This is a genomic window from Alteromonas sp. 5NS40-0096 (genome assembly GCF_057544385.1).
Genome location: NZ_BAAJLQ010000007.1, coordinates 148,359 through 163,036, shown reverse-complemented (window position 1 = coordinate 163,036; position 14,678 = coordinate 148,359). Strand labels below are relative to the sequence as shown.

14 protein-coding genes, 1 tRNA gene, 1 pseudogene and 1 riboswitch are annotated in these 14,678 nt (G+C 44.5%); of the genes and pseudogenes, 15 read left to right on the top strand and 1 reads right to left on the bottom strand.

Annotation, left to right across the window (positions count from 1 at the left end; all coding sequences use genetic code 11):
* The 7 genes and pseudogenes from AC27G9_RS18805 to AC27G9_RS18775 all read left to right on the top strand — a co-directional run.
* A partial coding sequence (locus AC27G9_RS18805) for a TonB-dependent receptor domain-containing protein (protein ID WP_487076025.1) occupies positions 1–1,190 on the top strand: 1,190 nt, incomplete at its 5' end.
* Between the two features lie 742 nt (positions 1,191–1,932).
* The gene (locus AC27G9_RS18800; RefSeq protein ID WP_487076024.1) at positions 1,933–2,697 is read left to right on the top strand and encodes a DUF3450 domain-containing protein; all 765 of its coding nucleotides are present in this window, start codon (positions 1,933–1,935) and stop codon (positions 2,695–2,697) included.
* A gap of 6 nt (positions 2,698–2,703) precedes the next feature.
* Positions 2,704–4,062 carry a MotA/TolQ/ExbB proton channel family protein gene (locus tag AC27G9_RS18795; RefSeq protein ID WP_487076023.1) on the top strand — a complete coding sequence of 453 codons (1,359 nt, stop codon included), beginning with the start codon at positions 2,704–2,706 and terminating at the stop codon, positions 4,060–4,062.
* Position 4,063: 1 nt separating this feature from the next.
* Positions 4,064–4,588 (top strand): MotA/TolQ/ExbB proton channel family protein, encoded by a 525-nt coding sequence (locus tag AC27G9_RS18790; protein WP_487076022.1) that lies wholly within the window; start codon positions 4,064–4,066, stop codon positions 4,586–4,588.
* An 11-nt stretch (positions 4,589–4,599) separates the two neighbouring features.
* Positions 4,600–4,998: an ExbD/TolR family protein gene (locus tag AC27G9_RS18785; RefSeq protein ID WP_487076021.1), complete on the top strand. Its 399-nt coding sequence runs from the start codon at positions 4,600–4,602 to the stop codon at positions 4,996–4,998.
* Between the two features lies 1 nt (position 4,999).
* On the top strand, positions 5,000–5,611 hold the full coding sequence (locus tag AC27G9_RS18780; protein WP_487076020.1) for an energy transducer TonB: 612 nt from the start codon (positions 5,000–5,002) through the stop codon (positions 5,609–5,611).
* Between the two features lie 2 nt (positions 5,612–5,613).
* Positions 5,614–6,884 (top strand): annotated as a pseudogene (locus tag AC27G9_RS18775) (tetratricopeptide repeat protein).
* A gap of 75 nt (positions 6,885–6,959) precedes the next feature.
* Here the strand turns inward: AC27G9_RS18775 and AC27G9_RS18770 are convergent.
* Positions 6,960–9,032 (bottom strand): GNAT family N-acetyltransferase, encoded by a 2,073-nt coding sequence (locus AC27G9_RS18770; protein ID WP_487076019.1) that lies wholly within the window; start codon positions 9,030–9,032, stop codon positions 6,960–6,962.
* Positions 9,033–9,094: 62 nt separating this feature from the next.
* On the opposite strand from AC27G9_RS18770, the gene AC27G9_RS18765 reads away from it, so the two are divergent.
* From AC27G9_RS18765 to rimI, 8 genes are all read left to right on the top strand, one after another.
* Complete coding sequence (locus AC27G9_RS18765; protein ID WP_487076018.1) at positions 9,095–9,514, top strand: acyl-CoA thioesterase; 420 nt, start codon at positions 9,095–9,097, stop codon at positions 9,512–9,514.
* Between the two features lie 68 nt (positions 9,515–9,582).
* Positions 9,583–9,681, top strand: a riboswitch (TPP riboswitch).
* A gap of 54 nt (positions 9,682–9,735) precedes the next feature.
* The gene (locus AC27G9_RS18760) at positions 9,736–11,793 is read left to right on the top strand and encodes a TonB-dependent receptor (RefSeq protein WP_487076017.1); all 2,058 of its coding nucleotides are present in this window, start codon (positions 9,736–9,738) and stop codon (positions 11,791–11,793) included.
* 9 nt (positions 11,794–11,802) lie between these two features.
* Positions 11,803–12,069, top strand: a complete 267-nt coding sequence (locus AC27G9_RS18755; protein ID WP_487076016.1) for a YkoF family thiamine/hydroxymethylpyrimidine-binding protein — start codon at positions 11,803–11,805, stop codon at positions 12,067–12,069.
* On the top strand, positions 12,062–12,664 hold the full coding sequence (gene pnuC, locus AC27G9_RS18750) for a nicotinamide riboside transporter PnuC (protein WP_487076015.1): 603 nt from the start codon (positions 12,062–12,064) through the stop codon (positions 12,662–12,664). Before AC27G9_RS18755 ends, pnuC begins: the two co-directional genes overlap by 8 nt.
* On the top strand, positions 12,648–13,475 hold the full coding sequence (locus AC27G9_RS18745) for a phosphotransferase (protein WP_487076014.1): 828 nt from the start codon (positions 12,648–12,650) through the stop codon (positions 13,473–13,475). The genes pnuC and AC27G9_RS18745 overlap by 17 nt, the downstream gene beginning before the upstream one ends.
* A 78-nt stretch (positions 13,476–13,553) precedes the next feature.
* A tRNA-Trp gene (locus AC27G9_RS18740) sits at positions 13,554–13,630 on the top strand.
* A 54-nt stretch (positions 13,631–13,684) separates the two neighbouring features.
* Positions 13,685–14,122, top strand: a complete 438-nt coding sequence (locus AC27G9_RS18735) for a hypothetical protein (protein ID WP_487076013.1) — start codon at positions 13,685–13,687, stop codon at positions 14,120–14,122.
* An 8-nt stretch (positions 14,123–14,130) separates the two neighbouring features.
* On the top strand, positions 14,131–14,580 hold the full coding sequence (rimI, locus tag AC27G9_RS18730; RefSeq protein ID WP_487076012.1) for a ribosomal protein S18-alanine N-acetyltransferase: 450 nt from the start codon (positions 14,131–14,133) through the stop codon (positions 14,578–14,580).
* The last annotated feature ends 98 nt before the right edge of the window (positions 14,581–14,678 follow it).

Here is a 14,678-nt window from a genome sequence, read left to right as displayed (position 1 = left end):
GTTTAGACTTGACTACTGCTTACAGATTCTCTGATTACGAATCTACAAACAACCTAAATGCAACTCAAGGTGGTGACCTTGATACTGATACTTACGCATTAGGTCTTGCATGGGTACCGTTTGAAGATTTACGTGTACGTGCTCAGTTCCAGCGTGCAGTTCGTGCTCCAAACATCAACGAATTGTTCTTGCCTCAGAACTCTAGCTTGACATCGCTAACTGACCCTTGTGCGGGTACAACGCCTTCTGCTACACAAGCTCAGTGTGCTAACACTGGTCTAAGTGCAGCGCTTTACGGCTCTGTACCACCAGATTCAGGTCAGCTTAACATCTTAACTGGTGGTAACCCGAACCTAGAGCCAGAGAAATCTGACACAGTAACTATCGGTGTTGTATATCAGCCTTCACAAATTGACGGCCTAATGGTGTCATTGGATTACTTTGATATCGTAGTTGAAGATGCAATTGGTAACGTACCTGCTGCAACAACGCTTGAGCAGTGTTTGGAAGCTGGTACAGATGCGTTCTGTAGCCTAATCCAACGTGGCCCAGATGGTTCTTTGACTTTCTTCCCACGTGAAGAAGCGTTCATCGCAACAGCTGCGGCGAACATCGCTGAGTTCGGTACGACTGGTGTTGATGCACAAGTTCAGTACACGTTGGACATGAGCGATTGGGGTGAAGTTAACTTCAACTATAACGCTACGTTCCTAACGTCGTTCGATACTACAACTCTACCTGGTACTGCGAGCTTTGATTGTGCTGGTTGGTACGGTCAGTCTTGTGGTAACCCGAACCCAGAGTACAGACATAACCTAGTAACTACTTGGGTTTCACCTTACGACTTTACAGCTTCTTTGGTATGGCGTTTCTACGGTGAAAGTGAGCTAGTAGGTTCAGTTGATAACGGCTTCATTGCTGATGGCGCAACTGGTGGTATCACTAAAGCTGACCCAGGTATCGCTACTGACCTGAACTCTATCAGCTACCTAGACCTTACTATGTTCTACGACCTAACAGAGAACGTAACGCTACGTGCTGGTGTTAACAACCTTCTAGATCGCGATCCACCGGTTGTTACTACTTTCGGTACTCCAGGTACAGGTACTAACGTAGAAGCTAACACAATTGCTGGTGTATTCGATGCTGGCGGCCGTTTCATGTTCATGGGTGTTAGAGCTACTTTCTAATCCGATTGAATAGAAACGCGTAATAGCATTTCAAAACTTTAAAAAAGCCCTGTTTAACAGGGCTTTTTTTATTTCTGCTTTTGTCGATTAAACTCAATAAAAGTTATGCACTGTTCGCTATCTTTCTTTTGACTGCTTTCCTTTGCTGACAACTTTCCTTCTATTCTTCTTTTGTCTTTGATTCTAATAATTCTACTTTTGGGTCTCTGTGTGTTTTTTCTCTAGGGTGAGGAAATATGATTTGAGATAAATGACATGAGACGATGTGAACTAAGCATGCATTGTTACTGTCATACTTATGCAAAAAACGATTCACATGTATTGTAAATAATTAGTTAATGGCAAAATATTGTTTTGGTCTGACTTCGGAGTAATTATAGGCATTTTTTTTCAATAAAATTTGTCTGATAAATTCTGGACGTACCAGTTGTGCTTCGAACGAAAAATAAACAGAATCTGTTCTAAACAGTACAAATAACGGCCTTTTGCTGTTGTTTAATTGTCCAGTGAAAAAAGAAAGCCTAGTTAAAACAGGGTTTCAAAGGGTGATATGAGATAGACAGGCTTGACTCTTTCTGGCGATCCATGTGACTATATTGCGTTCGTAGGGTTGTCACAAAAGTGTTAACCACTACCTTCAGAAGAAAACAATTGTATTCAGTTTATACGCCCCTTGTTGTTATCTTTCTTACAACAGCAACAAGGATTCAAATAAGAAATTTGGTTGGGAACTATGTCCAAAATGAGCAAGAGAACTCTTATTGCTTCTACTGTGATGGGTGCATTCGCACTAACAGGTAGCGCAGTCGTCTCTGCAGATACGCTTGGCGAGCTTCAAAAAGAAGAAGCGAAAATCCATGCTGATGCAGCGAAATCTCAAGAAAAAGTCAATGCGCTATTCGAGCAATCACAAGAATTGCTAGTTGAGTATCGTCAGGTCATTGATGAAACTGAAAATCTGAAAGTTTACAACGATTACATCGCGAGCTTGGTTGCAGACCAACAGCGTGGTATTGATTCGTTGCAACGCCAAATCGACAGCATCGAAGAAACTAAGCAGGGCATCGTACCGCTTATGTTCCGTATGATTGACAGTCTAGAGAAGTTCATTCAATTAGACGTGCCTATTAACCTAGAAGAACGTACTGCGCGTGTTGAACGCCTACGTGATTTGATGGCTAACTCAGATGTGACTGTTTCTGAGCAGTTCCGTCAGGTGATCGAAGCTTACCTAATTGAAAACCAATACGGTACGCGTATCGCGTCTTACCAAGGTACTATTGATGAAAACGGTACAGAAGTTACTGTTGATTTCTTCAACCTTGGTCGTACAGCCTTACTTGCACTTTCTCTAGATCAGAAAAGCGCTTGGGTTTACAACAAAGAAACTCGCGGATATGACCGTTTAGGTGACGAGTACTTATCTTCAGTGGTTGATGCTATCAAGATGGCTAGTAATGTCATTCCACCTGATTTGATCAAGCTACCTATCCAAGCAGCGGAGTAAGTTTTAATGAAACCAGTACTTAAATCTATCATTACTGCTGCCTCTCTTGCTGTATTAGCAACCGCAGCGCAGGCTCAAGAAGCGACTACGCTTAAAGGCCTACTTGAAGAAGTAAAAAACAATCGTGTTTCTGAAGCACGTGTAAACAAACAGCGCGAGGCTGAGTTCCAATCAGCACGTGCAGACAAGCAAGCATTGCTTCGTCGTGCTCAAGCTGAACGCAAGGCAGAGCAGGACCGTGGTACTCGCTTACAAAAGCAATTCTCTGACAACGAAGTAACGTTGAACGAGAAAGCGGCAGAGCTAGACCAAGCGACAGGCACGCTTGGTGAAATGTTTGGTGTTGTTCGTCAAGCGTCTTCAGAAGCTTACGGTCTGATTGCGACTTCAATTGTAAGTGCTCAGTATCCTGGTCGTGAAGCATTCCTTCAGCGTATGTCTGAAGAATCAGAAGGCCTACCAAATATCAAAGAATTGGAAGATCTTTGGTATGCACTACAAACTGAAATGACGGAATCTGGTCAAGTGGTTCGTTTCACAACTGACGTTGTTGCGTTAGATGGTGGTACAAACACACAGCAAATCGTACGTGTTGGTACTTTCAACCTAGTAGGTGATGAAGGTTACTTGACATACGACCAAGAGAACCAAGTTGTTCAACCACTGGGCCGTCAACCTGATAGCCACTTGGTAGCTTCTGCTGAAGAAATGCGTGATGCAACGTCTGGTCTAGTACCATTCTATGCTGACCCTTCTCAAGGTAGCATCCTTGGCCTTCTTAAGCAAAAAGCAACAATGTCTGAGCGTTATCACGCTGGTGGCGTAGTAGGTTACGTAATCACTGGTATGTTGGCGATTGGTTTGTTGATCGGTCTGTTCAAGTTCATCACGCTTACACTTGTTGGCGGTAAGATGCGTGCACAGCTTAAGAATGCAAACAACCCATCTGATGCAAACCCTCTAGGTCGTATCCTTAAGGTATACCAAGAGAACAAAGACGCTGATGCTGAAAACCTAGAGCTTAAAATTGATGAAGCAATCCTACGTGAACTTCCTTCAATCGAAAGCGGCATTAACGTAATCAAAATCTTTTCTGCTATCGCACCGCTACTAGGTCTACTTGGTACGGTACTTGGTATGATTGCAACGTTCCAAACTATCACACTATTCGGTACAGGTGACCCACGTATGATGGCTGGTTCAATTTCTATGGCACTAGTTACAACGGCTCAAGGTATTATCGCGGCATTGCCTCTAATCCTAACGCACAGCATCGTAGCTTCACGTAGTAAGTCAATCGTACACATCCTAGACGAGCAAGCTGCGGGTATCATCGCAGAGCACGCAGAGTCGGAGAAAGCATAATATGGTTTACCTGATTGGATTATGGGAATCGGTCAGGGACTTTATCGCTACCGGTGGTGACGTATTATACGCCGTTGCTGCCGCGCTCTTTCTCATGTGGGTATTAATGATTGAGCGCTACTGGTATATCTCATCGGTCTTCCCAAAGGTGAAAAAACAAATCATCTCTGACTGGGACGGCCGAGCAGATACTACCTCTTGGTATGCGCATAGAATCCGTGATGCATGGATTTCTCAGGCATCTGATAATTTAGATGCGCGGATGCTCATCATTCGCACCTTGGTTGCAATGTGTCCTCTAATTGGTCTTCTTGGTACTGTTACCGGCATGATCAATGTATTCGAGACGATGGCAACACAGGGTACCAGTAACGCCCGTTTGATGGCCGCTGGTATCTCTATGGCAACTATCCCAACAATGGCGGGAATGGTTGCGGCTTTATCAGGGCTGTTCATCAGTTCTCGTCTTGAAGCCAAGGTGAAAATGGCGAAAGAAGGCTTGGTTGATAGCCTGCCACATCATTAGAGAGAGAGTTTATGTCTCGTAAAGTCAGAACCGAGCAAGAAGATGCTGCAGTAGATATGACACCGATGTTGGACATCGTGTTTATCATGCTTATCTTCTTCATCGTTACCACTGTTTTCGTTAAGGAAGCGGGTATCGAAGTGAATAAGCCTGACGCGAGCCGAGCCGTTCTTCATAAGAATGCCAACATTTTCATCGCTGTAACAGAAGATGGTGGTGTTTGGTTAGATAAGAAAGAAGTGGCTGTGGACAGCGTCAGGGCGAACATAGAACGACTTTTAGTTGAGCAACCGACTGACTACGTCATTATCCAAGCTGATATCAAAGCCAAGCATGGTCTTGTTATCAAAGTTATGGACCAGGTCAAAGCCGCTGGTGTTGATCGCGTTTCAGTAGCAGCGAGGGGTTAATATGGGTCGTTTTATTGTATCTTTATTATTAGGCGCGATTGCCGCTTTTGGTTTGTTCGTTGTTATGGCAAAGCTGATTGAAAACTCAGCTAGGCCAGCAGACGAAGTGCCAGAAGCACCAGTAATCGATATCGTGATGCAAGAGCCGGACGACGAAGTACAAACACGTACTCGTGTTCCGCCTCCGCCTCCACCTCCACCGCAGCAACCTCCTAAGGTGCAGCCGGTCGAGCCGGAAGCTGCAGAGCCAGATTCAGAAGGGTTTAGCATGAATATCCCTGCTGTAGATACTGGTGGTGTAGGTATCAATATCGGTGCTGTAGGCGCGATGCAACGCGATGGTGATGCAACACCAATCGTTCGTATCGACCCTAAATATCCGCCGCAGGCTGCCCGTGATGGAACCGAAGGTTGGGTAAGACTTCAGTTCACAATCAACGAGGTTGGTGGTGTTGAAGACATCGTTGTCCTTGACGCTAAACCAAAACGTATCTTCGACCGTGAAGCACGTCGTGCACTACGCAAGTGGAAGTACAAGCCGAAAATCGTTGATGGCAAGCCTGAAAAACAAACGAATATGTTCGTTCAACTAGACTTTAAATTGGAGCAATAATGATGATTAAATCTACATTTAGACATTCTGCTATTGCTCTTGTATTGTCAGCGGGTGCTGTGCTCAGCGCTCCTGCAGTACAAGCTCAGTCAAGCCAACCTGTAGTATGCCCTGGTTACGAAAAGGGTAAGACAACACTTGTTGGTGAGCGAACGGGTAAAAAAGTCCAGAAGGCGTTTGAAGCGTATAGCCAAGATTTGGTTGATGAAGCTTTGAACATTCTTTACGAAATTAACCCTAAGGATGATTTCGATAAAGCCTATGTAAACCGCTTTATTGGTAACTTACTTGCTGGTCAAGACGGTCAGGGAACCAAAGCACTTGGTTACTTGACGTCGTCTGTCGACAACAAAGTACTAAATGACCTTGAACATTCTCAAACACTCAAACTTGTGGGTGACTTGAGCATGCAAGAGAAGAAGTACAATGACGCGATTAAGTTCTACGAAAAGTGGATGGACTTTACACATGTAAAGAAGATGCGGACGTATACACGCGCATGGCTTCTGCATTTTATTCAGCTAAGCAGTTGGATAAGATGGTAGAACCAGCAAACAAAGCGATTGCACTTTATCCTGAACCAAAGAAAAACCCTTACGTTTTGAAGCTTCAGTCTTATTTCGAAAGAAAAATGTACAAAGAGACGATTGAAGTTGCAGAGGAACTCGTAACTGTATTCCCTGGTCAAGGCGAATGGTGGGTAAGACTAGGTTTCTTTTACATGCTAGTTGAAGACTATGGAAAAGCGTTAGGCACATTTGAGATTGCGTATGACCAAGGTTTCTTGAAAAAAGAAAGCGAGATTAAAACGCTAACTCAGCTATATGCAACTAATGGTATTCCATATAAAGCTGCTTCAATTTACCAGAAGTACCTAGACGAGGGCTTGTTTGAGAAAGATGATAAAAATTATTCATCTCTTGCGAACATGTACCACCAGTCTAAGGATTATAAAACAGCCGCTAAGTATTATGCTAAGGCTGCTGAGCTGACTTCTGATCCTGAGTACTTCCGTAAGCAAGGTGTACTTCTGCTAGTAGCAGAAGATTACAAAGGCGCAATTAAAGCATTGACTGCAGCAATTGAACGCGGCGCGGAAGATCAAGGTAAGATTCACTTCTCACTAATGGAAGCTAACTTCTACTTAGGTAACTTCAAAGAAGCATACCGCCATGTAGGGCTAGCTAAGAAGGACAAGACGATGCGTCGTAACGCAGTGGCTTGGGAACCCTACATTAAAGAGAAAGCGAAAAATCGCGGAATCAAAATCTAAATGAAAAACCCGTCGATAGACGGGTTTTTTTTGCCTTTTTTCCTAATCAGTTCATTGGTGTTTTAAAAAACATATCTACTGATTACTTCCTTGCAAGATACTTTCGGCGTATTGAGACAGCATCTCTTTCACTTGCACACTAAGGTTTTTAATCACCTCTTTTTTGCCAATCGCTGGGTTGCGATTAAGCAGTTCGCTAAGTCGATACTGGTACGCGACAAATTGGCGAAGAAGGTCAGGTAGGCGGCTGACTTCAATACTGTTGGCATGCACAAACCACTCAAGACTAAAGCCTAAATGAATCAGGTTTCGCTTGCCTAACAAAAATTGCTGTAGTCTTCTAGTCATGCATTTATTAACTGCATGTTGGGTTGTTATGGTCAATGTGTAGAAGTCATCAATTGTTCCCAGTTCGCCATCTAAGACGGCGAGTGAAGAGAGCCAGCTATAGTTGGCGTCTCCAGAAAACATTAAGGTACTAGAAGTACCGCTTGCATTATCAATTTTTTTACCCAACCTAACTGGCAAGAAACGATTGGATTCCCAAAATTGGCAAACTGAATCAGTGTGTGCAAACGATGTCGTTAGTAAAGTTACATTTTCAGCTTTTGCTTGTTCTCGAATGTAAGCTATCACTTTAGAGCCTAAGCCACGTCTTTGGATACTAGGGTGGATTGCAATCCGGTTGATACGCCATGAGGGTGTTATTGCCAGGACTGGGTCTGCACCGAGCATAGACAAGCTTTGTGCACCTAAGTGACCTCTGGGCCTTCTCATGCCGCTGGACACGTCGTCAGCTAAATCAGATAGTCTTTCACCACCTTCCTCTATTACAATGACCAAACCTAATAGCTTTTGGTTTTGTTTTGCTGCAAAAACGCGAATATCGGGGGCATTAACAATGCGAGCCAGGTCGTCGGGGCTAGTTTGATAGTGAGAAGAGGCAAGAAGGTGACACCATTGTCTGTCGGCTAACAGCGCTTTTTTCGTTAGTGTAACCAATTCGAGTGTGTCTTTATTGCTATGCTCAATGTGACTAAAGTGTGAGTTAATAGCAAATAGTGACTCGGTAAAGGGTTCCATCCAGTCATCTCGATGCCATCGAATCGGCGCTGCAAGAGACAGTTGTCTGGTGTCAGGAAATTGGCTAATCAAATCGGGTATAAACTTGAGTTGATAGCCCGCTCTGCTTCCTTCATAACCGTCTGTGGTCGTAGCGAGGATAAGTGAATTGTGAACATTTTTTAGCTTGTTTAAGACAATTAAGCTGTTGGCTGCAGCTTCATCCACTATGGTGATATTTGAAGACGTATATAAATTGGGGTTGTCATTTGCCAACCATTGGCAGATGGCACCCGTGCATTGGTGTACTGCTGAGTTAGCTTTGATATCGATACTCTGCTTTGCGAAATCAATACCTTTGAATATGCTGTCGACAGAACGCCTACTTATGCTAGTCAGGTTGATGTGATTACCACGGCTAAGCTGGTCGGCAATAAACAGACCGAGAAGTGTCGATTTACCTCGTCCTCTTTTGGCCGAGAGCAAAATGGGAGTGTTAGAGCAAGACTGTGTTAAGAGATCAAAGGCCTCTGCTTGATCTTGTGTCCTAAACACATCCCATCGGCGAGACTCAGTGTTCTCGGCGGTCGCCTCGGGCAATAAACCACTGCCATTGGCGTTGAAGTGCGCGACTTGAGCAGAATTTGCAAGCTTCTCAGCAATAAAACTATTGTAGAGAGATGCCTTAAACTCATGTCCGTGACTTAGCCAAGTAGCTTGAATCGGATCTAAATAGTCGGCCCAATTTGCTTTAGAGGGGGATAAGAGAACCAGTAAACCATTTTCTGGAATACAGCCGCAAAGCGCGAGAAATACATCAGGCTTAAAACCGCCAAAGGCATTGTAAATCACTAACGAGTAATCGTTCCCGAGGTAGGTTTGATAATGCTTATAATCGATGGCGCACTGAGGCGTATCCGCTGTTTGTCCTATCCAAACCGAGGCGCTATCTTCTGAAACGGTTTCCATAATCGAAAGGGCGTTGGCGTAACACTCCAATGGTTCGCCGTTTAGCCATAATAACTGTCGATGTGTGGGTGTTGTATTTCTGGCTTCCACCCAATTAAGCACATCATCGAAGGTCATTCTTGTCAATTTTCCGTATAATAGTATGTGAGAAGTGTAACGATTAACTATTAGGAATTCGAATGAGATTTTTGTCCCGCCGTCTTGTCATGCCAAATGACTTAAATTACGCCAATTCATTGTTTGGTGGGCGCGCACTTGAGTGGATAGATGAAGAGGCGGCTATCTACGCCATTTGCCAGTTGGAGACGAATTGCCTTGTAACCAAACACATCGGGGAAATCTCCTTTGAAAGTCCAGCGCTGCAAGGGGATATTGTTGAGTTTGGTTTAAAAACGAAGGCATTGGGGCGAACTTCAATTACTGTCTCATGTTTGGTAAGGAATAAAGCGACTAAGCGCACGATATGTTTTGCTGACGATATTGTATTCGTTAAAGTCGACCCGGATACTCGTAAACCGACACCTCATGGCAAAACCTTGGAGAGTCTGGAAGAACAAACTAACGAGGAATTGCGCAGCTTGAACTTAATCGAAGAGTAAAACAAAAAACATATAAATTAGTTCGTCATATTCTTGACGATTTCGGTAGTCTTGATAGACTCCGAGCCAATTAAACCAAGGGGTGCCGAAAGGCTGAGATTCACCTAGTGAGAACCCTTCAACCTGATCCGGATAATACCGGCGTAGGGATGGTGAATTGACAATCTACCACTACACCTGCCGTTAAGCCGGATCGATTGATCGAGAGACCAATAGATCCTATGAAACACACATACCTTTATTTAGCGCTCGCTGCTGCCTCAAATGCTGCGATGGCCGAAGATAGTGATATCGAACACATTGTTGTGACTAGCGACTTTCGCCAGGCTACAATCGATCAGTTGAGCGCGAGTGCGTCGATACTCGATGACGTCCGTCTTCAAAGTCGCCAAGCTGAGCATTTAGATTCGGTTCTTAGTATTGCTCCTAATGTCAATTTCGCCTCAGGTGCATCACGTGGACGTTTTGTACAAATACGCGGCATCGGCGAACGCAGCCAATTTGCGGAACCAATAAACCCCTCGGTAAGTTTGTTTGTTGATGATTTTGATTTTTCTGGCCTGGGTGCCTCGGGCTTGATATTTGACACTCAACAAGTCGAGGTATTTCGTGGACCTCAAGCTACTTTGTTTGGCACAGGTGCACTCGCTGGGGCAGTAAAAATTGCCTCTAACGGTTTGTCCAGCGATGCTAATGGGTATGCAGAAGTAAGAGCTGGCTCCCAAGACAGCTATCGCGTGGAGGCTGCCTATGGTAGTGAATTGAGCGATGGCGTGACTTACCGAGCGGCCTTCGTTCATAATCGCAGCGATGGCTTCATAGAGAATACCTTTTTAGGTCGTGACGACACCAGTAACATTGATGAGACTGCCGCAAAATTGTCTCTGGGTTTCGATTTGAGTGATGGTTCATCCTTAACGCTAAACTATCGTTGGTATGATATCGACAACGGTTACGATGACTTCTCACTCGATAACAATGGTCAAACCCTATCTGATGAGCCGGGATTTGACCGCCAAGAGACGCACGCTTTCGGCTTGAATCAAAAAATAGAATTCGATGCGGGCTTACTTACGCTTGTCGCTACCCATATGACTCATGATATTGGCTACGCCTATGATGAGGATTGGACATTTACTGGCTTCCACCCGTTCGGCTATACCTCATTTGATGCTTACTATCGAGATGTTGATACTACAATGGCTGAACTTCGTTTTGCGTCTTCAGAGCAGGCCAGTTTGCTCAATGGTGCGATGAGTTGGGTTGTTGGTGCACATATCAAATCCACAGACGAAGAACTACTGCGTCAATACACCTTTGCAGATAGTGACTTTGCAAGTACTTTCTCGCCAACTGCTATGTCGGTGTACTTGGAAACAACTACCGACCTCAGTGAGCAGTTATCACTTGTCGCAGGGGTGCGTGTTGAAAACTATGATTTTGACTACTCCGATAATTCCGGCTTAACACAGAGCAACGACGAAACCATGGTTGGCGGTAAACTCGCTCTGAATTATTTCGTTAATGACAGCTTGTGGTATGCGAGTATCTCTAGAGGATACAAAGGGCCGGGCTTTAATCCAGATGAGCGAGTCAGTCAGCAAAAACGTTTCTTCGACGCAGAGTTCGCTTGGAACTATGAGTTAGGCTATAAAGGGCAGTTATTCCATCCGTCGTTAACTTCACGTGTTGCGGTTTTTTACATGGACAGGAAAAACACTCAAGTTAGCGACTTTGATGTATTAGTCCGAGATGATGGTACACCTGACTTCATCGATGTAATCGATAATGCGGACCTCGGTGTCAATCAAGGGGTTGAAGCAGAGCTAGCGTGGCAGGCAACCGATAGCTGGAGAGTTAATCTCAATGTGGGCTACTTAGACGCCACTTTCGAAGGTTATGAAAGAGCTGACGGTTCTGTGGTGGAAGAGCAGAATCAAGCGCAGTCGCCAAACTACACAGCAAACCTATTTAGTGAGTTGTTGTTGACCGATAACCTCATGTGGCGAATTGATCTTGATGTAAAAGACGAGCATCGCTTTTCCGATGGCCACAATGAATTGTCACCATTTACTGCCTTAGTGAACTCACAGCTAGTGTGGTCACAAGATCAGTGGGAAGCGAGTTTATGGGTGAGAAATGCCTTTGACCGCGAATACTATGTCCGTGGTTTTGGTGGATTCAGCAACGACCCAAGAGACGAATACGCGTTTGTTGAACCCTATTTTCAATTGGGTGCTGAACGTCAGTTTGGCTTGACCGTTCGATATCAATACTAGGAGTATTATATGCAAGTCATGGTGGAAATCTCTTTGTACCCATTAGCCAACGATTTTATCCCAGCGATAAAATCCTTCATCGACCGCTTAAATACGTATGATGCATTGGATGTGTCAACTAACGCGACGAGCACGCACGTGACTGGCGAGTATCAAGAGGTGATCAGTATTCTCGGACAAGAAATGCAGCGGACTCATGAATCTGTGGGGCAAGCGATATTTGTCACTAAGTTCTTGAACTTTGATGCAATGCAAACTCGAGAGCAGCATGACTGACTTTGTCGAACAACTTGCGGCGACGTCACTCTTAGAGTGGCTCGCCGTACTATTTGCTATCGGCTACGTTTGGTTAGCTGCTAGACAAAACAACTGGTGTTGGAGTTGTGCTTTCCTCAGCACGAGTATTTACGTTTATCTTTTTTGGCAAGTCACCTTACCGTTTCAAGCTGCACTAAATGTGTTCTATATGATCATGGCAGTGTATGGGTATTGGCAATGGCGAAGGGGAGAGCAAAGTGATACTACTATGATTCGCTCTTTCCACTGGACTCATCATTTACTGTTGGTCGTTGCATTAGCGAGCTTGGGGTGGGCGCTATCGTATTTTGCGTCAAGTCAGTTTAATAGTGACTATTTATTGCTAGACGCGAGTTTACAGGTATTCAGTGTCGTCACAACGTTTATGGTGGCGCACAAAGTGCTAGAGAACTGGATTTACTGGTTTTTTATTAATATTGCTTCTGCATACTTGTATTTTCAATCTGGGTTAGCGCTATCTGCCTGTTTGTACATTGGTTATGTTGGCTTTTCGGTGTATGGTTACATTAAATGGCAACAAGAAAGGACGCGTAGCCTTGCAGTCACCCCCTAACAACATTATTGGTTTACTCACCGCCCCTTTGGGGTTGAGCCCTGATGCTAGACTCCAGTCTATTGGTGGAGGAGCTGTCAATAATGTGTATAAACTGATTGATGGTGATCGTTGCTATGCGGTCAAGTGGATTGGTGATGACTCATTCAGCGGTATCAATCGTATTCATCAGTACGCCTTGCAAGAGCAACTCGCGAGTCGAGGTCTTGCTCCCGACCCAATTTGGTTAGATGAGGAAGGGCGACTATGGGTGGAGTCGTGGCATGATAGCCCTCGAATGCAAAGTGAAATAGACATAGAGCTTTTGGCAACATGCCTTGCTCACATTCACGCCCAGCCAATTACTGGTAGGCCACTGGATTTGAGCGAACGTTGGCAACATTACTGTGAGTTTGCCCAACTTGAACGCGCCGACGAGCTATTCTCAAAAATTGCAGAGTATCGCCCAACACTGAGTCGTCTGTTGAATCAAGACCGTGATATATGCCTTTGTCACAATGACCTTTCTTTCGGGCATATTTTATCAAGTTCTCCATTTATCGTGGTGGATTGGGAATATGCGGCAATGGGGAATCGGTATTTTGATATCGTTGCGTGTTGCTTGATAAACGAACTCAACCCTGCGCAAGTTGAAACCTTAGAAGTGGCCTATGCTAAATTGGTGGGGATTCCGGAACAAGATGTGCGCCAAGGAACCAATGCATTTCAACCCATTGTTGAACTGACTTATACACTTTGGGCAAAAGCGTTAGAGGCAAATAATCGCGTTGAAAAAGCGCAAGATTCGAACGAAAATGAATCAATTGGTTAAAGCATGTGCAACTATTCAAGAGTTTACACAAAAGTGCTTTACCTTTAATTTGCGATACGTATAATGCAAATCCGCGTTAGGGGTGTAGTTCGAATTGGTAGAACAGCGGTCTCCAAAACCGATGGTTGGGGGTTCGAGTCCCTCCACCCCTGCCAAAACGCTTTCTTTTCAGGTAATATTTTCCATTACCACAGTTCACGAATTCTGTCATGACACTTTCTCAATCTAAAATCGCTGCACTTCAGCAAATGGGTATCATCGTGTGGCAAGATAAGTCTGCTACTGTTGAGCAATCCAATATTGAGCCTGAGAACCAGTCGCCAATGGCGCAACCGGCTAGAACGCGAAATCCTGCTCAAGGGTTGGCTAGCTTGCGCGCTGCACTTGGCAAAGAACAAGCGAAAACGAGCGATGTCAGTGAACCGATTGCAAAACCGGTCCCAATACCATTGCTTGAAAAAGCGAGTAAATCCAAATTATTCGACGATGTTTACATGGCGCTTGAAACCGTCATAGGTGCGGCTGCAAAACAGTTTCAGTGGGTGGAATCTGAGACAATCTCAGTTGCGAATCAACGCGTGCATTGTCCGGCTGATTTGACCCCTCAGCAAAAGCGCCAGCTTTGGCTAAATGTGAGTCAGTTATAGGCATGTCAATGACAACGTTGGTGTCGGGCACTCGCGAAGCTGAGCTAGCCTACGATATTCATAAAAATGCCCATATAAAACCCTGGTCTGCGTCTGCATTTGAAGACTGTTTTACCAAACCCTATGAAGCGTTTGTCCAGTGGCACGATGAAACCGTCGCTGGGTACGCGATACTGTTAATTGTCGTTGATGAAATGACGTTAATGGACATCGCCGTCGATGAATGTTCAAGGGGAAAAGGGATTGGCAGGGCGTTGTTGAAAACTGTCATCGAGCGAGCTCAAGCTTTATCCATTGCCAAAATTTGGTTAGAAGTGAGAGCGTCAAATCATATTGCGTTTAGTTTGTATGCTCGCCTTGGTTTTGAAGTCGTTGAAGTGCGAAAAGGTTACTATGACAGCACTGATGGTAAAGAAGATGCGAATATAATGTGTCTGGACTTGAGTTTGCAGAACTAGCTCATACGACCTATCAATTTGCAGCAGCAAGATCCCTTGTGCTTTTTCTGATTCTCCTGACTCAAATCCCGCAATTGTCTCTCTTCTTCATCTTGGTG